The sequence below is a fragment of the Acetatifactor muris genome (assembly GCF_024623325.1).
GTDB lineage: Bacteria > Bacillota > Clostridia > Lachnospirales > Lachnospiraceae > Acetatifactor > Acetatifactor muris.
In genome coordinates, this window is record NZ_JANJZD010000014.1 from 74438 (window position 1) to 92946 (window position 18509).

Here is an 18509-nt window from a genome sequence, read left to right on the forward strand (position 1 = left end):
TGTCACTAACCATTTAGAATATCTCTATAAAGTTCTTTATAATTATTTACAATTTGACTCCATTCAAAATTTTTAACCTTCTTAATACAATTTTCAGAAATTCCTCTGTAATCGGATACTATCCTTAAAATCTTTTCCACGGCATCATTCACTCTTCGATCTGAAACTGAAAACCCTACACAGCCATCTTCAAATTGCTGATCAAATCCTTCCCCTGAAGTATATATAACCGGAAGTCCCTGTGACATTGCTTCTGCATACACAAGGCCAAAGGTTTCTGTATGAGAGATTAAAGCAAAAATGTCGTTCTCCCGGTAACAACGAATCAGCTCTTCTTTTTTCATACTACCATGATATATCGTATATTTATCCGCTTCGATTTTGTTCAACTCCTTTTTGTCAGCAACATTTCCTATTAAATGAAATTGTATCTTCCAGCCTTTCTCTACAAGTTTCTTTAATGCCTTCTGTAAAAAAGGAATATTTTTATCCTTTAAAATGCTTGCCACACATATTATTTTTAGTTCCTTTTTGTCAAACCTTTTTTGCGTTTCAATATAATCTCTCTCATGAAATATATTTTCTAACCAGAAATCGTCAATTCCATTTGGAATAACCATTGATTTCCCTGCTATTTCTTTCCGCATATTATCAGGAACATATTTGTGCATCATATTTTGCTGATAGGCTTTACTGATAAAAATTATTTTCTCAGCATGCTGCATAATTTTTATCCCATGGGGAATCAGATAAGGTTTCAGATGGAAAAAATCTTTCAGGTCTGTCCCTCTTACAGTAACTATATAAGGAATACCATATTTTTTAGAGATCTGCATCGCAATATTTCCATCTGATAATAGTGTATAAGCGTGAACTACATTGTAATCAGAGATAGGCAACATATCGATAGCAGACTTCAAAATTTTTCTTTGTTTAAAAAAATAGAGTATCCTGTCTCTTTTTCTAAAACAACATGAAACTACAACATTAGAATTTGGGATAATCTTTTTATCTGCTTTATCATGTATTGGCACAAATACAAAATTATCTAATCCTACATCCGTTAAATGTTCTATCATAGTCTGATGTAATGCTGTAAACAAATAATTAATATTTATGTGCAAAATACGCATAATTTATTTTACCATATACTTTCTTTCAAAATCTTTTCCAGTTGATTCGTTAAATTATAAAAATCAAACTTCTTAGCAGCTTCTGCCGCATTATCACAAAATATTTTATACTTGTGGTACTCCATATTTTTAAATTCTATAATGGCTTCTCTTATCTCTTCTGCATTGGGAGATGACAGTGCTATCCCTGAACCTGTCTGAACTATTGGATTATAGGGACAATCAAAATCTACCAATGTGGGTTTCCCTGAAGCCAAATAATCAAATATTTTATTCGCACTTATTCCAAACTGAAAAATCTCAGAATCAGTACTATGCAAAAAATTTAAGTTGGCGCTACTTGTTATATAGGGAATATACTTTTTGTTAACCTTTCCCTTAAATTTTACATTATTAATGTTTTCTATTCGAATTCTTTTTTTCAACATGGCTAATTCATCACCATCACCCCAAATCAAAAACTGTATTTCAGGATTCTGAACCAGCTTCGCCGCATCCAAAAGTAATCCCAGATTATTTACTTTTCGTATTGATCCCACATATACTACTTTGAACAATTTATGGTTATTTAAGTCGTTATCTTGTATCTGAAAATGTGCTCTATTATAACAAAATTGCTCTAAATCAATTCCATTATTAATGTAAAAGACTTTTTCTCTGTCAATTTTCTTATCCCATCCTTTTTTCAGAATATAGTTATAGGCACCTTCCATCGTGAATATTAACTTATCTGCATAAATATACATCCTTTTTTCATACAAATACATTAGTTTCAATAAGGGATTACATTTATTGAGCAGATGATAGGCTACAAAACTTTCTGGCCAGAGATCACTTATTTCAGCAATCGCTCCGGCACCATATTTTTTTGCTAATCTTAATCCCTGCATACATGCTGGCGGAGTAGCCGAAGATGCCATAATAACATCCGGTCTTTCATAACATTGACATACCTTTTTTAATTTCCATGGAAATTCAAACATATTGAATATCCTGTCTATGCCATTTCCTTTATATGTTTTACAATGAACTAACACATAATGAATTTCATTTACCCATTCTTCTCTATATAAAATACGATTCTTAATCAGATTGATCTCACTGTTATGAACTGAACTGGCGGCAAATATAGTAACTTCATGACCTTTTCTGATCAAATATTTTGCAAAATTTGTAGTTCTGGCCAATGGATAATATTTTACAGGCACTGCATAATGATTAATTAACCACACTTTCATATCCACCTACCTCCGTTATTCTATATAAATTGCATTATAATAGCATGTCGTTACATAGGTTTAGTTGCTAATCATTGTCAGCCACTCCAAGTACATCCTGTCATTCCCAGTAACAATATTCAAATATTTGTTATGAATCCAATTTGTTATCCTATTCCCTCCTGTTATTTCATATTTATCCACACTGCAAACAGGTGTAATCTCCATTGCAGACCCACATAGAAACGCTTCATCCGCCGTATAGAGCTCTGTCCGGTCAATACTGCGTTCAAGCGTTTCAATCCCCATATCCCGTGCAATCCTGATAATAGTATCTCTTGTTATACTTTCCAACACAGAATCTGTAAGCAATGGGGTAATCAATATGCCATTTTTCACGATAAACAGACAGCTTCCCGGGCCTTCCGCCACTTTTCCGGCATCATTCAAAAAAATTGTCGTATCATATCCATTTCTCAGCGCTTCTCTTTGTGCCATTCTGGAATTTATATAATTTGCTCCACACTTTATTCTGGGACTGAGAACGGAATCACTGATTCGCCTCCAGGAACTGATACAGCAACGTAAGCTTTTTTTATTATATTCCGCGCTGGATTTTGCTTTGGGTATGGGAGATACGAACATATTTACAGGTCCTTCTGAACCCCAGGAGCCAAAGCCATCGGCAAATACAGTCTGCCGGACTGCTATATCTTCTCTGTAATCATTGGCTTTTACCACATCTATAAACGCATTTTTCAGGTCACTTAAGCTATATGGACTGTCCAGCTGCAAAAGCTTTATGGACCTCTGCAGTCGTTTATGATGATCGTCCAGCCTGAATGCAAACAGTTGTTCTTTCTCCTCATTCCAATAGCAGCGAATTCCTTCAAACACATTTAATCCAAATTGAGCTGTAGGAGCTAAAACGTTAACTGTTGCATCCTTTATGTTTACAATTTTTCCGTCCAGCCAGATTAATCTGTTTTCTACATCCGTTTTCACTGATTCACACTCTCCGTCTTTGTTCTATATCATTTTTATTATTTCTATGAATTACCTCTACTCCCTGTCCGCCTCATGTGCAAGCCGGATAATTTCCGCCTCCGCCAGTGCGGCGGACTCTGCATCACTGCCGGCGCCCTCTACCTTTTCCTCATAAATGTCCGATCTGCGAAATACTTTTGCCGCGGTTTCCGCCATTATCATTACATCCAGAAAAATCCCTTTCTTCTCAAATGCATCTATATACTGGTTGTCCAATGTCACTTTCTCATCCCAGGAATTCTCATTTCTTCCCCTGACCTGAGCCAGCCCGGTAATTCCGCCTTTGACGCTGAAACGCTTTTTGTATTTTCTGTTCAAAGTCTCATAGTCTCCCAGCTCATAGACCACTGCAGGCCGGGGCCCTACTATGCTGATATCTCCCTTAAATACGTTGAATAGCTGCGGCAGTTCATCCAGACTGGTATTCCTGAGAAAATGCCCCACCCTTGTCACCCGTGGGTCATTTTTATAATTAAAAAGTCCCGTTCCCATCTGCTCGGCATTTACCACCATGGAACGGAACTTATACATCCGAAATATTCGGCCGTTTTTCGTCAGTCTCTCCTGCGCAAATATCACCGGCCCCTTCGAGTCTGCCCTGACTGCAACAGCGATTCCGAGCAATAGGGGCAGTAATAACAGCAGCAATAATCCCGACACAAACAAATCAAATATTCTCTTGATCCCCAGATTTATTTTCAGCCTGATAGCGAAATCCTCCCCCCGTTATTATCCATACCTTTTGTTTCACTTACTTCATTCCTGCATATTTCAAAGCAAAGTCCCTGTTACAGAAAACAGAGCATCAGGCAAAATAGAATGTCCTAAACAGATCTTCAAAACCTTCCTTCCTCTTCACTACTTCCACTTTGTCCATTCCATATCCGATATCCAGCACAGGAACATTGGGCTGAATAAAAGGCGGCTTCATAACCACAGAATAGGAGCCGCAATTGTTTATCACCAGAAAATCTCCTGTCCCCAGCCAGCCGGTATAATGCCTGTAGAGATAATCCGCTTCAATACAGGTGTACCCTGCGATATCCATATCCGCATATTGTTTTCGTTCACCACCTCCGTCAAAGACCTCCAGCGGAGGATTGAGCCCTGTCATGGATATATTTTTCTGGCTCCCTGTAGCCGTTGCTATCCACTTTCCTCGTATATTTCTGATATTATCTATTCTGGTCACAAACTGCATACAATCGCCCACTAAGGCCGATCCCGGTTCAATCAGCAGTTCCGGTATCTGTTCTCTTTTTTCCCGTTGGCCGCCATAGAATCTGTCCGCTAATTCCGATGCCCCGGCTTTTGCATAACCCTCATACCCCGGTGGTTCATATCCCAGCTCCCGCGAAAGACTCTCTGGCATTTTCCCGTAAATCCCGCCGCCTAAATCTATTCTGTCAGGTATGATGCCATATTTTTCTCTGACTTTTTCATATACAGCCAGGATTCCTGCCGCTCTCCCGGGCCAATATTCCACCTTCCGCTTTGCAAAATGACATTGCAGAGATTTCAGATGAAGATTAAGAGTACCCGCCAATATCTCACATACTTTTCCAAAGTCCTCCCCATCCGTATCAAAACCGAACCGGCTTAATATCTCATCTCCCACATCAAAATTACACCGGACTCCCACTTGAAATATTTTATCCGGATGTCTGTCAGCAATTGTCTGAATCCTCTCCGCCTCCGCCAGGCTATCAATGTTTACACAGCCTCCTGCCAGAAGCAATTCTTCTATGCATTCTGCACTTTTCACCGGACCGTTCCAGATGATTTTCTCTGCCATTACCCCGCAGCAAAGAGCAATCTCCATTTCCATTTCAGAGACCACCTCGGCATATCCGCCCATTTCATCTACTATTTTACAAAGTTTCGGGGTATAATTTGTCTTATAACTGTAGGCTATATTAAAATGCGGATAAACTGCTTCAAATGCTGATTTCAGTTCTCTGTAATTGCTCCGAAACTGTGCGGAATCCAGCAGGTAAAAAGAATTACCATACCTTTCCGCAAGGGTCTGCAGTTTTTGTGTTGTTATTTTTTCTTTCACTCCCGTTTTCCTATCCGTTTGTCTTACTCTTTATCTTCGCTACTACCTTTTCTACATCTTCCCGCAATTTATCCCGATTTTTTTCCAGTATATCGGCCTCCATATGTTGCACGCTTTCCTCGAATGCTCTCAGCTTTTTCATATTCTCCCGGAACACCTGATCTATTTTTCCTGGATCATTTATTCTGGCACTGTCACAAAATGCTCTGGATAAAATTGCCCTTGTACTGTGAAGCCTGCAGTGTTCTATTATAACTTCTTCTGCCGGGACAGCTCCTTCCCCTATTTTTGCTATACCCCCAAATCCATATGGTATACCTGCTGCCTCTATCCTTCTGCATATCTGCTCTACAGTTCCGTTGGCCAACAATTCGAACATAAACGTCAACCCGTATGAAATATGCAAATCATTCAATCCCACATGTATCTCATCAAAAAAGAACGTCCTTTTTTCATAACGCTCCAATACTTCATTCAGGCATTTCTCTGCCTCCTTTGTCTCCAGCAGCAGAGAGGTTTTACATCTTCCTTTTACAGCATCCGCAAACAGAGCAACCTCTTCCACATTTTTCCACATGGGAAGCATAATCATGTCTGCTCCCGCTGCAATGACAGCATCAATCTCATCCTGAGATTTTTCATTCCATGGATTAATGCGAACCAATAGTTCCGATACCGATAACAATGGTGCTATCTTTCTGATGTCCTCTATGGTGTGGTCTGACTTTACGGAATCTCTGCCTTTCTGGCGCTCTGCCTTTCCCTCTCTCTCCAGGTCAATCCAGATGCGGTCCACACCATATTTTTCGGCTATCAGCGCAATTTCCGGTTTATTGGTTATATACATCAATTTTAAAGACACTGTTACTTTCTCTCCCCTGACAAAACAATAGAATCCACGCCCTGCAAGAATTTCTATTGGCATGAATAAAAGGACATAGCTTCGCCATTTCAGCACATTTTCATGCCCTGACGTCGCTATGTCCTGTTGTCCGCCGTTCCCTGCACTGCGCGCGAAGCGTCAAATGCAGTTTGCAGCTTCTTTATCTTTTCTCCACTACCCCGAGTCCCACGGTCACATCCACCATTCTGTCCAATAGCGGTACTTCCAGAATAACCAGCCTCTTATGCCGCAAAATCTTCTTTATCTTCCCTTCATATCCGGCCAATGCCCCGGAAATCACAGTCAGCCTTTCCCCTTCCATAAAGCCTTCTGAGTATCTGACTACATGTGTTTCTCCGCCCAGGCGCCTTAAATACTCTTCCTCTTCTCTTCTGAGTGGTGTCATATATTCACCTGTTTTCAGAATCTTTGTCATTGAAGGTATCTGTTTCAGGCGGATATGAAAATCTTCTATTTCTTCTGTCTCAATAAACACATAACCTGGAAACAGTCTGCTTTCCACAAGTGTCCACTGCCCGTCAATTTTAGTCTGTCGCTCCGCCAGCGGAACAAAGACATCTTCCCCTTCCTCTGCCACTCTTTCCCGACACATTCCGGCAATTTCCAGTTCACGGCCTGTAAACACCTGTATCACATACCACATTTTGTCAGCTCCTGTCCTGCAGGCTTTTTCTGCTAAGGTTCAATTTCAATCCCCAGATAAAGGAATTGTCTCTTTCCCAGGAAATCCATTTCTACTTTCGCAATCCTCTTATGAAGATCTACCTTCTTCACCAGTTCCTTTACCTGTAAAATCGGGCCTGACAGAAATTCAAAAGTTCCGTCTTCATTTACTCTTATCTTCGATACAGCAATTTCTCCGATCTTATCCGCAATTCTGTCCAGCAGAATTACCTCCTGCTCCCGCAGCGTGCAGATATCTGTTTCGTTATCAGATAACAGCTTTGGTTTTCCGGCCTTCTTCAATTCCCCATATACCTTTTCCGGCTGATCCGTATCGATGAAAACATACCCTGGCAATAATTTTTCCTGCACAGTCTGCCACCGCCCGCCATATTTCTTCCTTCTGCTTCTGGTGAGGTGAAAGCAACGGGCATTCAGACTCTCTGGAAGCAGGCCTGTCACAAATGCTTCCATTCTGGACTCTTCCCCATCCCCTACATGAACCGCACACCACATACCTGTCTCTCCCGCCTTTTTCCTTTTTTGCTAAGAAATCTTTATGGACTGCCTGTTTTCTGCGTTATCAGAGATACCACGGCTTCTGATTTCAGCAGTATCCGTTTGCGGACCGAATACGGATAAATGCATAGTTTTTTCCACGACTACTCTTGCAAAAGAAATACAAGTGTGTTAGAATGTGATTCAGCATTTCAGGGAATATTATTTGTTAATAATGCTTAAAATCAAGAAATGTTAATACATCTTTCTTGGTTGAAATTTTTTGCAGAAAAAAATTTTAAGACCACGGAAAAATGTATACTTTTTTCCGCGATCTCTCATTTATCCGCATCTCCCTCAGGCCTTCATTTACCTTTTTATTCACACTTATACGATTACAACGCCGAAATATATGCTTATGCGCCCGAGTACAATCACTCGTGATTCCTCCCTTTGCACACAAAAAAGACACATGGTTTCCATCTTACTGTTCCATGTGCCTTCCACACTAACCCTTACATGTAAAAATCCTATCCCCTCTGTGCCAGCTCCTTTCGCGCCTCCGCAACCGCATCCGGATCGGAGCTTTCCATAGCCTTCCGAAGCCAGTATTCTGCCCTTTCACGGTTCTTCCCCACATAGATACCCCGATTGTAGAAGCGCCCCGCCACTTCCATGCCTTTTCCATAGCCGCCCTTTGCAGACTCCAGGTACAGTTCAAAGGCTTTCTCCAGATCAGTCTCTGTGCCATAACCATAGTGATAGCAGATCCCCAGGTTGTAGGAAGCTTCCACATGTCCCATATCATGCGCCCGGGTCAGCAGCTTCACAGCCTGTTCATTGTCCTCCTCCACACCGTCGCCATAGATATGCTTCATGGCAAGTTCGTATAAACTCTTTCCGGCATTCATATATGCGGACAATGCCCTGTATTCCCGAAGATATGCGCCCCTCTTCATTTCATTATGGGCATATTCCTGATGCCTGGAGAATATGGAGATTGCTTCTTCCAATGAAATCCAGCGAGGTTCAAGGCCGGCTTCTGCTTCCCTCCGGGTCAGCCGGTGATGAGTCTCTCCGGTGAGCTCACAGATAAAATAGCGGCTGACAAACAACCATTCCTCATAGTATTCGTTGATGGTCAGATAGTGATACAGTGGATTGACAACACAGCCCGTTTCCTCTGCCAGTTCCCGGACACAGCACTCTTCCATGCTTTCCTGCGCCTCAACACCGCCGCCCGGAAGAAACCATTGATCCGAAAGCACCTCGTAGACCAGCAGGATTTCCCTGTCCTTCACCACAATTCCGCGGCAGCCTTCCCGTACTTTTGTATGCTTTTCATAACGATTATCGCCGTAAATATTGATTATTTCCACAGTTACCCCCTTATTACTCCTTCATAATCCATACCGCTTAACAGTTAAAATTTCCGAGTGGCAGGACTACATAATGCCAGCCATATATGTTTAGCCAGTGCAGTACGGTAAATTCTGGCGTTATGTAATATAAATCAATTGTAACACCAATATGTGAATTTGACCACAGCGATTGATTTTAAGGCACCGTTCAGAGCATATATCTGAAACGTAAAAAGGTGCAAAGCCTTAATATTTCTGACTTAACACCCTGGATTATATAATGATAAAATCTTACAAATCTAAATCCGTTGTTACAATACCGAAAGACTCAAGTTTTGCCTTCAGGATTTTTAACTGATACTCCAATTCTTTTTGCACGTCATCTGATTTTTTAATACGTTGCAAATTTGTGTAGTTATCAATCAAATTATTGAGCATTTCCTTATCACATGGCATATATTCACCTGCTTTCTATCTTGTGGCTTTTGCTGATTACTGCTTATATAAGTATATCATAGCTCAGATGCAAAATCCATTTAATTATCAAGTTTATCTAAAATATAAAATAATATAAATGGCACTTGCCTTCCTCTCTTATACGCTTGCCATGCCATGACTGTCATGCTACAATGGATTCATATTCACAGAGACATGATTCCAAAAGCCGAAAAAAATGTCCCAGAAAGGAAATCAATCATGAAAGTTCTGGTATTTGGCTCATTAAATATCGACCATGTATATACTGTCAGCCATTTTGTCAGGCCCGGAGAGACCATCGCTTCGGATGAACTTCAGCTGTTCTGCGGCGGAAAGGGGTTGAATCAGTCCATTGCCTTTGGCAAAAGCGGAATAGATACCTGGCATGCCGGGGCAGTGGGAAACAATGATTCTGAAATGTTGACTTCATATTTGCAGAGTATAGGTGTTCATACGGATCTGATACAGAAAAAAGAAGCTCCCAGCGGTCATGCCATCATCCAGAGAACACCTGAAGGAGAAAACAGCATCGTTCTGTATGGCGGAGCCAATCAGATGGTTACAGAAGAAGATGTGGATTTTGTGTTACAGCATTTTACGGAAGGCGATTTCATCATTCTTCAAAATGAAATCAATCAGATTCCATATATTATGGAAAAGGCCCGGAAGACAGGGATGATAGTCGTACTGAATCCTTCGCCCATGGATGGAAAAATTTTTGAAATGTCTCTGGAACATGTGGATTTTTTGATATTAAATGAGCTGGAAGGCGCTGCTCTGAGCAAGGCGTCTTCAACGAATCCTGATGAAATCCTGAATCGTCTGATGACCTGCTTTCCCAATGCTCAGATTGTACTGACTCTGGGAAAGGAAGGCGCTGTATACGGATATAAAGATAGAAAATATTATCAGCCGATCTATCCTGTGAAGACCGTGGACACAACGGCGGCAGGAGATACTTTTACCGGTTTTTTCATGGGAAGCATTATCAGCGGAAAAAGCGTGGAAGAATCTCTCAAAACGGCTGCAATGGCATCGGCGATTGCCGTCAGCAGAAACGGCGCCGGCCCTTCCATTCCTACTCTGGAGGAAATCAGGCAGGCTTTCACACATTTCTGCTGACTATCTATTTCCGCTAAACCATTGAGTTTTCCAGTGTTTCCGGGCATTACCGCAATTCGTAGGGCGTCATCTGGTACACATAATAATTCAGCCAGTTACTGTAAAGATTATTGCTGTGGGAGCGCCACTGGAGAAGGGGCCTTGCCTCCGGATTATCATCCGGATAATAATTGCAGGGAATCTGAATGGGCAGGCCCTTGTTCAGATCTCTGAAATATTCGTTGTTTAATGTATATCTGTCATACTCCGGATGCCCCGCAACGAAAATCTTCTTGCCTGCCTCTGCAATGGCCAGAAATACGCCTGCCTGGGCGGACTCCGCCAGCACTGTCAGCTCCTTACAGGCATGAATGGCCTCTGAGGGTGTCTCCGTATGCCGGCTGTGGGGCGCCAGAAAGATATCATCAAATCCCCGCACCAGCGGAATTTTTCTTTTTTCCACCTTATGTTCATAGATACCGAACAGTTTCTGCGGAAGAAGCCTTTTATCAATACCGTAATAGTGATAAAATCCCGCCTGGGCAGCCCAGCAGATATGTAACGTGGAAGTGACATGGGTCTCGGCCCAGTCGAAAATCTCACAGATTTCCTGCCAGTAATCCACCTCTTCAAAGGAAATGTCCTCCACCGGCGCTCCGGTCACAATGAGCCCGTCGTACTTCCTGTCCCGTATCTCATCCAGTGTGGTATAGAATTTATTCAGGTGACTGGCCGATGTGTTCACGGACACATGGCTCTTCACGTTCATAAAGGTCACGTCCACCTGCAGAGGCGTATTGGACAGGGCTCTGAGCAGCTGCAGCTCTGTGTCCTGCTTGATGGGCATATTGTTGAGTATCAGCACCTCCAGGGGACGGATGTCCTGATGTATGGCTCTGTATTCGTCCATCACAAATATATTTTCATTTTCCAGCGTTTCTTTTGCCGGCAGATCGCTTTGTGTCTTAATTGGCATTTTCAGGTCCTCCTATTCCAGTTCCGCGGCCGTTGATTATTCCTGCGCCTGTATCTCGTACTTTCGTATAAAATCCTCCTCCGACAGAACCGGGATTCCCAGGTCTCTGGCTTTTTTATTTTTCGAGGATGCAGAAGCCACGTCATTATTAATCAGGCAGGTGGTCTTGCCGGTGACACTGCCTGTCACCTTCCCGCCTTTCTGTTCAATCAGGTCTTTCAGTTCACTCCGGCTGGCAAAAGAATTCAGCGAACCTGTAATGACAAAGCTCAGACCCGAGAGGGTCTGGCTTCCCTCCTCTATCTTCGGAATTTCAATCACCAGTTCTCCGCACAGCGCCTCTATTCTGCGGAGATTATCAGTATCCTGCATGTAATTCACAAAGGCCGTGGCAATTACCTCTCCCACCCCGTCTATGGCGCTGAGGGTCTCCACGTCCGCTTTCTGCATTTTTTCCAGATCATAATCGAAATAGCGGCAGAGCATTTTGGCATTTGCCGCACCGATATTGGCAATTCCCAGTCCGTATATCACCCTGGGCAGAGTAGTATTTCTTGCCCTGTCTATACTGTCCATCAGGTTCCGGTAGGATTTCTCCCCGAAACCTTCCATCTCCACAATCTGCTCCCGGTGCCGGTCCAGATGGAACAGATCCGCAAATTCATGAATAAATCCCAGATCAATAAATTTCTCCAGTGTGGCCTCTGACAATCCGTCGATATTCATGGCATCCCGGCTGACAAAAAGGGTAAAGGACTTCACCTGCTTTGCCGGACATTTTCCGTTTGTGCAGTACAGCGACTGCACATCGTTGACCTGACGGATTTCCGTGGGACCGCCGCACACAGGACACACCTTCGGAATCTCCACCAGACAGCGACTCCCCTGGATCCTTACTTCTTCCGTCCGGCCTTCTGCTCCCGCCGACAGCTCCTCTGCGGTAAGGTTCTCCGCAATCTGCGGGATAATCATATTGGCCTTATACACAGTAATCCGATCTCCCAGAGCAAGCCGCAGACTCCGCACTATACTGATATTGTGGACGGAAGCCCGACTCACGGTAGTCCCCTCCAGCTCCACCGGCGCAAAGATTGCCACGGGATTGATCAGTCCCGTTCTGCTGGCGCTCCACTCAATCTCCTTCAGCACAGTCTCCCGCAGCTCATCGGCCCATTTAAATGCAATGGAATTTCTGGGGAATTTCGCCGTTCTTCCCAGAGAACGTCCGTATGCGATATCATCATAGGTCAGCACAAGGCCATCGGAAGGAACGTCATAATTCTCAATTTTCCTTTCAAAAGTATCCAGCGTATCCAGAATATTCTCTTCCGTCACCGGATAGTGCTCCACTGTCTCGAAGCCCTGATCTTCCAGGAAGCGGAACTGCTCCTCCACCGTTGTAATTTCCTTCGCTTCCTCCCCCCCGCTCACCAGGCTGAAAGCGTAAAACCGCACCTGTCGTCTGGCGGTAATTTCATTGTTCAGCTGACGCACGGAGCCGCTGCAGAGATTCCTGGGATTCTTGTACTTTGCCTCCGTCTCCTCTATCTGTTCATTGATTTTCTCAAAATCGGAATAGCGGATAACCGCCTCCCCCCGCAGCACAAGCTCTCCCTTAAAGGGAATGGAAAGGGGCAGATTGACAAAAGTCCTGGCATTATTGGTAATCACCTCTCCGATCTCGCCGTTTCCTCTGGTTACCGCTTTCTCCAGCTTTCCCTCCCGGTAAGTCAGCACAATGGTCAGTCCGTCCAGTTTCCAGCTTAAGACCGCTCTGTGCCCCTCCAGCCAGTCCCGAAGGTCCTCTCTGCTCTTCGTCTTGTCCAGGGACAGCATCGGGGTCTCATGCCGCTCCTTCGGCAACTCCTCCACCGCCTCATAGCCCACATTCACCGTGGGGCTGTTAGCCATCACCATCCCTGTCTGTGCCTCCAGAGATACAAGTTCATCATACAGAGCATCATACTCTCTGTTGCTCATGATTTCTCTGTCCTCGGCATAGTAAGCTTTTGACGCTCTGTTCAGCGTTTCCACCAGATATTTGATTCGTTCCGTTTTTTCAGACTGCATTTTCCAACAACCATCCTTCTACTTTCTTCCATCACCAGGCCATACAGCCCCCTCACACCAATGGACCACTATTCCCACCGACGTATTTCAGCCCGCAATCCCGGTAAAGGCGCTGTACGTCCTCCGGGCCCAGTTCCACATATTCGCCGGGCTTCAGGCTGCCAATCGTGACATGCATCACTCTGACTCTCTTTAATGCCCTGACCCGGCAGCCACAGGCCGCACACATTCGTTTGATCTGTCGGTTTAACCCCTGTGTCAGAACAATTCTGAATGTATGTTCTCCCGTCTTATCCACCTTACATTTTCCAGTAGTAATATCCAATTCCTCCAGATAAATTCCTCCGCTCATCTTTTTCAGGAAATCCGATGTGACCTTTTTGTCCACCTTCACCAGATATTCCTTTTCATGGCGGTTGGCTCCCTTCATCATGGCCTGTATCAGATCACCGTCATTGGACAGAAGCAGCAGCCCTTCCGAATCCTTATCCAGCCGGCCCGCATAAGTCACTCTGACCGGATAATCCACCAGGTCAGCTATCACCTGCTCCGCGTGCGGGTCCCGTTCCGTACACACGACGCCCACCGGCTTGTAAAAAGCCAGCACCACAGGTTTCCGAATCCCCTGGATTTTCTCCCCGGATACTACAACCTCGTCCTTCTCGTCAACAAGTGTGCCATGTTCCGCTCTCTGCCCGTTTACCAGCACCTTCCCCTCTTCGATAAGCTTATCCGCATCTCTTCGGGAGCAGACGCCGCTGTGGGCAAGGTATTTATTTAATCTGATCTGTTCCATCTGTTTCCTCTCAAACTTCCCATGTTCCTTTTAGATACTTTTCCCTTCCGACGGCCGCAGCTCTTCCACCCGCCGTACCTTCGGAATCCCGGCACCTTCCCGCAGCCCGGCTTTCGCCGTTTTATCCGCCATCTCGTTATAATATACATTGGAGTGGGCCGGAACCTTTGTAAAGGAAATCTCAATACTGTTGCCCCATTGGCGCATGGACTGTGCATATTTCATGGTCAACTCTGTTTTGGAACGCCACGCTCCCGTCACCCATTTCTCAATTCCTTCGTAATCATAGCGCAGTTCCACTTTCTGAAAGCCGCTGAGCATCGCGGTTCTGACGGCATACATAGCTCCCAGCATCTCACCGGTGACATTTCTGTGCTGCAGGGACTGCTCGTTATCCCCGTTTCCGTATTCTGTATACACACGGCCGTCCGGCAGAATAAATACACAGCCAAAAGCATATTTTTTCAGAGAATCATCATAGCTGCCGTCCACATAGGTCAGCAGCGTTCCCGGCTCCGGAAGCTCCCCTCCCGCTTCTGCTGTCTCTGCCGCTGTTCCCAGATAACGTTCCGCCTCCTCCATACTGGTGAAGCCTTTGTATTCTGCCCCGGGACAGCCGTCCACAGACGCCCTGCACTTGTCCCAGCTGTGAAAAATGCCTGTAATCTTTCCTTTTCTTACCGCATAAACCTTCTTCGCCGCCATTCTCTGTCTCCTGCCCCAAATAAAATTTCCCGGTTTGATTATACCATGTCCCCTCTCTTTTATCCATCCATTCATTTCGCCGCTTACAGAAAGTCCACCGACACGACCTTATCCAGCTTCGTGAGAATATCATAAACTTCCGTACGGCCTGCCGCCTTTTTCAGATAAAGCACCATATGTACGGAAAGGCCCACACCAGCCTCTCTGGATTCGCTGGTATCCATCGAATCTATGACCACACCGGCTTCTCTCAGCTTTTTCATGACAACATGTAAATCTCTGCTTTCCTCCAGATCAATAAATACATTACAATAATGGGAATGTCTGGTTACAAAATGTTCCACCCGGGGAAGTACATGCAGAGAGACCAGCATCATTGCCGTGATCAGGACACCGCCCTCAATAAAGCCGATTCCCACAGCCAGCCCCACGCACGCGCTGGCCCAGAGTGTAGCCGCCGTGGTCAGGCCTCTGACCCGGTGTCTGGATACAATGATGGTTCCCACGCCGATAAATCCCACGCCGCTGATCACCTGCGCCGCCTGCCGCCCCATATTGGCAAGTCCCGGGAAATTAACCTGAATGTACTGCTCCGTCAGCATAACCAGCGTTGCCCCCAGACAGACAACTGTAATAGTCTTCGTACCTGCGCCCCGGTGCTTCATTCCTCTGTCCAGCCCAATGATGCCGCCCAGGATTGTGGCCGCAATGACACGAAGGAACATATTCTGAATGCTCCACTGGGCAAAATTTCCGAAACTCATCTGTACTTTCCTCCTTTATCTCCCGGTAACCTCTTCACTGACAAGTCGAAGCGGTATATCTGCCTTCCAGTATAACATAATCCCGGGAAAATAACCAGAAAAAAGGGAACGCATTCGTTCCCTTTCCCCTTTTAAAACCCTCTTCCTTTTTGTCAGAAAATCAGTACAGACAATTGCTGAACAGATAAATCCGGCCTTATGCCTTCTGCAGTAAAATCATGTGGAAGCTCTTATCCGGCAGGTATGCCGTGAGCACGCCATTCTCCAGAGAAGATTTTCCGTTCTCCCGGGGAACCACCGTGTCCGGATGCTCCTCCGTATTCTCCGCCTTCACATCTTCATGGGTCAGCACCACATGCTTTTTCACCTGATACCCCTCAAACTGTCTCAAATCACAGGTGAGCTCCATCTCTTCATCCAGGCTCTTGTTCACGGCAAATACTGCAAGCGTCTCTTTTTCCTCGTCCATCGTCATGACACAATCCAGGAAAGGCGCATTTCCATGTGCACTTTCGTATACAGGTGACTGAACCAGCGTGTGAAGTACCCTGCCTCTCCCATAATTGCTTATCAGTTCAAACGGATAATAAATGGTCTGCTTCCAGGCTGCGGTGTCAGAGGTCATAATAGGTGCAATCACGTTGACCAGCTGGGCAAGGCAGGCCACCTTCACACGGTCCGCATGGCGCAGAACCGTAATCATCATGCCGGCAACCAGCAGTGCATCCTCGAAATTATATACATCCTCCAGCTGATGAGGCACTTTGCTCCAGCGCTCAACCTTTTTATCCTGCTCATTGGAATGATACCACACATTCCACTCGTCCAGGGAAAGGTTGATGTACTTTTTCTGCTTTTTCCTGGCTCTGACGCCGTCACAGATAGAGACCACTGACGCGATGAACTGATCCAGCGCGACGGTATTGGCCAGGAACTCCGGTGTATTATTGTCCCTGTTTCCATAATACTGATGCAGAGACAGATAGTCCACCTGTTCATAGCACTCCTGCAGAACGGTATCTTCCCAGTATCCGAAAGATTTCATTCCATAGGAAGAGCTTCCACAGGCTACCAGCTCAATAGACGGATCTGTCATTTTCATGATTCTTCCGGCCTCAGCCGCAATTCTGCCATATTCCTCCGCCGTCTTATGCCCCATCTGCCAGGGACCATCCATCTCGTTTCCCAGACACCACAGTTTGATATTGTGGGGCGCATCATAGCCATGGGACTTCCGCAGATCACTGTAAAGGGTTCCTCCAGGTACATTACAGTATTCTACAATATTTCTGGCGTCCTCGATTCCTCTGGTCCCCAGATTTACAGCCATCATGGCTTCCGTACCTGCCTTCTTCGCCCAGTCCATAAATTCGTTCAGCCCAAACTGGTTGGTCTCGATGGTTCCCCAGGCAAGGTCCACTCTGGACGGCCGTTTCTCCTTCTCTCCCACACCGTCTTCCCAGTGGTATCCGGATACGAAATTCCCTCCGGGATACCGCACCACAGGCACATTCAGCTGTCGAATCAGCTCGATTACATCCCTGCGCATTCCCTGTTCGTCCGCAAAGGGACTTTCCGGCTGGTAGATTCCTTCGTAGACGGCACGTCCAAGATGCTCAATAAAAGAACCATAGATTCTTCTGTCCACTTCCCCCAGAATAAACTCTTTGTCCACTACAACCTTCGATTTCTTCATTTTTCACACTCCTCATACTTCGCTGTTTCTATTATCTGAAACCAGCACTATAAACTGTAATACAAGTTCTATTATAGCCACACTCCCATTTTCCGGTAAGAACCTATATTCTCAAATGATTGACTTTTCTTCCGTTTATGTTACACTGAATCTGTAGAGACATGCAGGACATTGTCCCTTTGATCCCCCTGCTGCTATATCGTTGTAATATCAGGAGAAATGCTTTATGATAAAGATAGAATATTGCGGTTATCATACTCACAATCCGGACCAGGCATTGATTTATCGTCCTTCCGGCACTGCCAGCTATCTGTTTCTGCTGGTTCTTTCACCCATGTGCTTTCAGTTTCCGGACCATGAGTCTGTGAATGCGCTTCCCGGTGCATGTATTCTATACGAACCGGATTTTTACCAGCACTATCAGGCTGAAAAGCACTTTTTCAACAGTTATGTCCACTTTTTTGCCGAAAAATCAATGGTAGACAGTTATCACATGCAGACAAATACTCTGTTCTACCCTTCAAATATAGAAGAAATTCACTGGATCCTCAAAAAAATTTACCAGGAATTCCTGAATGGACAGCAGGCTTACGGAAGTGAAATGATTGATTTGTACGTGCAACAGCTTCTCATCCAGACAGCAAGAGAACAGCTGCAGAGAAAAAAGCCAAATGAGCAGTATCCGAATCTGTATCATGAACTATTGTCTATCCGCGGTCAGATGCTGAACAGCTGCGAAGACCCCTGGTGCATCGATCAGCTCTGTAAAATCCTGAATCTGGGAAAAAGTCAGCTCTACAAATATTACAATGCGTATTTTCACTGTTCCCCCATGGATGAGCTGATACGGGCCAGGCTGCAGAAAGCATGCTTCCTGTTGACAAATGAAGCCTCCACTGTCAGAGAAGCGGCATTTGAATCCGGCTTCCAGAATATCAATCATTTCAACCGCCTTTTCCGTAAGGCCATGGGCTGTACTCCGGGGGAATACCGAAAACAGAAATCATCCTAGAAGAAAGTACGCCGTATGCGCTTCGGAAAA

At 44.8% G+C, this 18509-nt stretch carries 18 protein-coding genes; 2 read left to right on the forward strand and 16 right to left on the reverse strand.

All coding sequences use genetic code 11. The annotated features are described in order from the left end of the window. Positions 1-5: 5 nt before the first annotated feature. The 10 genes from NSB25_RS14535 to NSB25_RS14580 all read right to left on the reverse strand — a co-directional run bounded on the left by NSB25_RS14535 (position 6) and on the right by NSB25_RS14580 (position 9338). Positions 6-1079 carry a glycosyltransferase family 4 protein gene (locus tag NSB25_RS14535; RefSeq protein ID WP_172455023.1) on the reverse strand — a complete coding sequence of 358 codons (1074 nt, stop codon included), beginning with the start codon at positions 1077-1079 and terminating at the stop codon, positions 6-8. Positions 1080-1141: 62 nt separating this feature from the next. Beyond that, the gene (locus tag NSB25_RS14540; protein ID WP_103238966.1) at positions 1142-2371 is read right to left on the reverse strand and encodes a glycosyltransferase family 4 protein; all 1230 of its coding nucleotides are present in this window, start codon (positions 2369-2371) and stop codon (positions 1142-1144) included. Between the two features lie 60 nt (positions 2372-2431). Further along, entirely contained in the window at positions 2432-3355 is a 924-nt protein-coding gene (locus NSB25_RS14545) for a branched-chain amino acid transaminase (protein WP_103238967.1), read from the reverse strand. Positions 3356-3412: 57 nt separating this feature from the next. Further along, positions 3413-4105, reverse strand: coding sequence for a sugar transferase (locus NSB25_RS14550; protein WP_207656149.1), 693 nt, complete (start codon positions 4103-4105; stop codon positions 3413-3415). Between the two features lie 97 nt (positions 4106-4202). After that, entirely contained in the window at positions 4203-5456 is a 1254-nt protein-coding gene (locus NSB25_RS14555) for a type III PLP-dependent enzyme domain-containing protein (RefSeq protein ID WP_207656146.1), read from the reverse strand. Positions 5457-5466: 10 nt separating this feature from the next. After that, positions 5467-6318 (reverse strand): aldolase/citrate lyase family protein, encoded by an 852-nt coding sequence (locus NSB25_RS14560; RefSeq protein ID WP_103239119.1) that lies wholly within the window; start codon positions 6316-6318, stop codon positions 5467-5469. A gap of 181 nt (positions 6319-6499) precedes the next feature. Further along, the gene (loaP, locus tag NSB25_RS14565; protein ID WP_103238969.1) at positions 6500-7003 is read right to left on the reverse strand and encodes an antiterminator LoaP; all 504 of its coding nucleotides are present in this window, start codon (positions 7001-7003) and stop codon (positions 6500-6502) included. A gap of 32 nt (positions 7004-7035) precedes the next feature. Beyond that, the gene (locus tag NSB25_RS14570; RefSeq protein ID WP_103238970.1) at positions 7036-7539 is read right to left on the reverse strand and encodes a hypothetical protein; all 504 of its coding nucleotides are present in this window, start codon (positions 7537-7539) and stop codon (positions 7036-7038) included. A 512-nt stretch (positions 7540-8051) separates the two neighbouring features. Next, complete coding sequence (locus NSB25_RS29420; RefSeq protein ID WP_103238971.1) at positions 8052-8900, reverse strand: NUDIX domain-containing protein; 849 nt, start codon at positions 8898-8900, stop codon at positions 8052-8054. A 273-nt stretch (positions 8901-9173) separates the two neighbouring features. Further along, positions 9174-9338, reverse strand: coding sequence for a hypothetical protein (locus NSB25_RS14580; protein ID WP_172455024.1), 165 nt, complete (start codon positions 9336-9338; stop codon positions 9174-9176). Between the two features lie 240 nt (positions 9339-9578). On the opposite strand from NSB25_RS14580, the gene NSB25_RS14585 reads away from it, so the two are divergent. Next, positions 9579-10481: a ribokinase gene (locus NSB25_RS14585; RefSeq protein ID WP_103238972.1), complete on the forward strand. Its 903-nt coding sequence runs from the start codon at positions 9579-9581 to the stop codon at positions 10479-10481. 46 nt (positions 10482-10527) lie between these two features. Here NSB25_RS14585 and metA read toward each other — a convergent pair whose 3' ends face one another. From metA to arfA, 6 genes are all read right to left on the reverse strand, one after another. After that, on the reverse strand, positions 10528-11436 hold the full coding sequence (metA, locus tag NSB25_RS14590; RefSeq protein ID WP_103238973.1) for a homoserine O-acetyltransferase MetA: 909 nt from the start codon (positions 11434-11436) through the stop codon (positions 10528-10530). Between the two features lie 36 nt (positions 11437-11472). Then, complete coding sequence (gene ligA, locus NSB25_RS14595; protein ID WP_103238974.1) at positions 11473-13506, reverse strand: NAD-dependent DNA ligase LigA; 2034 nt, start codon at positions 13504-13506, stop codon at positions 11473-11475. A gap of 52 nt (positions 13507-13558) precedes the next feature. Then, positions 13559-14302, reverse strand: coding sequence for a pseudouridine synthase (locus NSB25_RS14600; protein WP_103238975.1), 744 nt, complete (start codon positions 14300-14302; stop codon positions 13559-13561). Between the two features lie 30 nt (positions 14303-14332). Continuing rightward, entirely contained in the window at positions 14333-15007 is a 675-nt protein-coding gene (locus NSB25_RS14605; RefSeq protein WP_103238976.1) for a ribonuclease H1 domain-containing protein, read from the reverse strand. 83 nt (positions 15008-15090) lie between these two features. Further along, positions 15091-15771, reverse strand: coding sequence for an MgtC/SapB family protein (locus NSB25_RS14610; RefSeq protein WP_103238977.1), 681 nt, complete (start codon positions 15769-15771; stop codon positions 15091-15093). A gap of 196 nt (positions 15772-15967) precedes the next feature. After that, positions 15968-17467, reverse strand: a complete 1500-nt coding sequence (gene arfA, locus NSB25_RS14615) for an arabinosylfuranosidase ArfA (protein ID WP_103238978.1) — start codon at positions 17465-17467, stop codon at positions 15968-15970. 226 nt (positions 17468-17693) lie between these two features. On the opposite strand from arfA, the gene NSB25_RS14620 reads away from it, so the two are divergent. Next, a complete protein-coding gene (locus NSB25_RS14620) occupies positions 17694-18479 on the forward strand; it encodes a helix-turn-helix domain-containing protein (RefSeq protein WP_103238979.1) in 786 nt (261 codons plus the stop codon). Positions 18480-18509 lie beyond the last annotated feature (30 nt).

What these genes read in the sequence shown, in the direction of transcription:
- NSB25_RS14535 (WP_172455023.1), bottom strand. Translation starts at nt 1,079, where the DNA reads ATGATAGAACATTTAACGGATGTAGGATTAGATAATTTTGTATTTGTG.
- NSB25_RS14540 (WP_103238966.1), bottom strand. Translation starts at nt 2,371, where the DNA reads ATGAAAGTGTGGTTAATTAATCATTATGCAGTGCCTGTAAAATATTAT.
- loaP (WP_103238969.1), bottom strand. Translation starts at nt 7,003, where the DNA reads ATGTGGTATGTGATACAGGTGTTTACAGGCCGTGAACTGGAAATTGCC.
- NSB25_RS14570 (WP_103238970.1), bottom strand. Translation starts at nt 7,539, where the DNA reads ATGTGGTGTGCGGTTCATGTAGGGGATGGGGAAGAGTCCAGAATGGAA.
- NSB25_RS14580 (WP_172455024.1), bottom strand. Translation starts at nt 9,338, where the DNA reads ATGCCATGTGATAAGGAAATGCTCAATAATTTGATTGATAACTACACA.
- NSB25_RS14585 (WP_103238972.1), top strand. Translation starts at nt 9,579, where the DNA reads ATGAAAGTTCTGGTATTTGGCTCATTAAATATCGACCATGTATATACT.
- metA (WP_103238973.1), bottom strand. Translation starts at nt 11,436, where the DNA reads ATGCCAATTAAGACACAAAGCGATCTGCCGGCAAAAGAAACGCTGGAA.
- ligA (WP_103238974.1), bottom strand. Translation starts at nt 13,506, where the DNA reads ATGCAGTCTGAAAAAACGGAACGAATCAAATATCTGGTGGAAACGCTG.
- NSB25_RS14600 (WP_103238975.1), bottom strand. Translation starts at nt 14,302, where the DNA reads ATGGAACAGATCAGATTAAATAAATACCTTGCCCACAGCGGCGTCTGC.
- NSB25_RS14605 (WP_103238976.1), bottom strand. Translation starts at nt 15,007, where the DNA reads ATGGCGGCGAAGAAGGTTTATGCGGTAAGAAAAGGAAAGATTACAGGC.
- NSB25_RS14610 (WP_103238977.1), bottom strand. Translation starts at nt 15,771, where the DNA reads ATGAGTTTCGGAAATTTTGCCCAGTGGAGCATTCAGAATATGTTCCTT.
- arfA (WP_103238978.1), bottom strand. Translation starts at nt 17,467, where the DNA reads ATGAAGAAATCGAAGGTTGTAGTGGACAAAGAGTTTATTCTGGGGGAA.
- NSB25_RS14620 (WP_103238979.1), top strand. Translation starts at nt 17,694, where the DNA reads ATGATAAAGATAGAATATTGCGGTTATCATACTCACAATCCGGACCAG.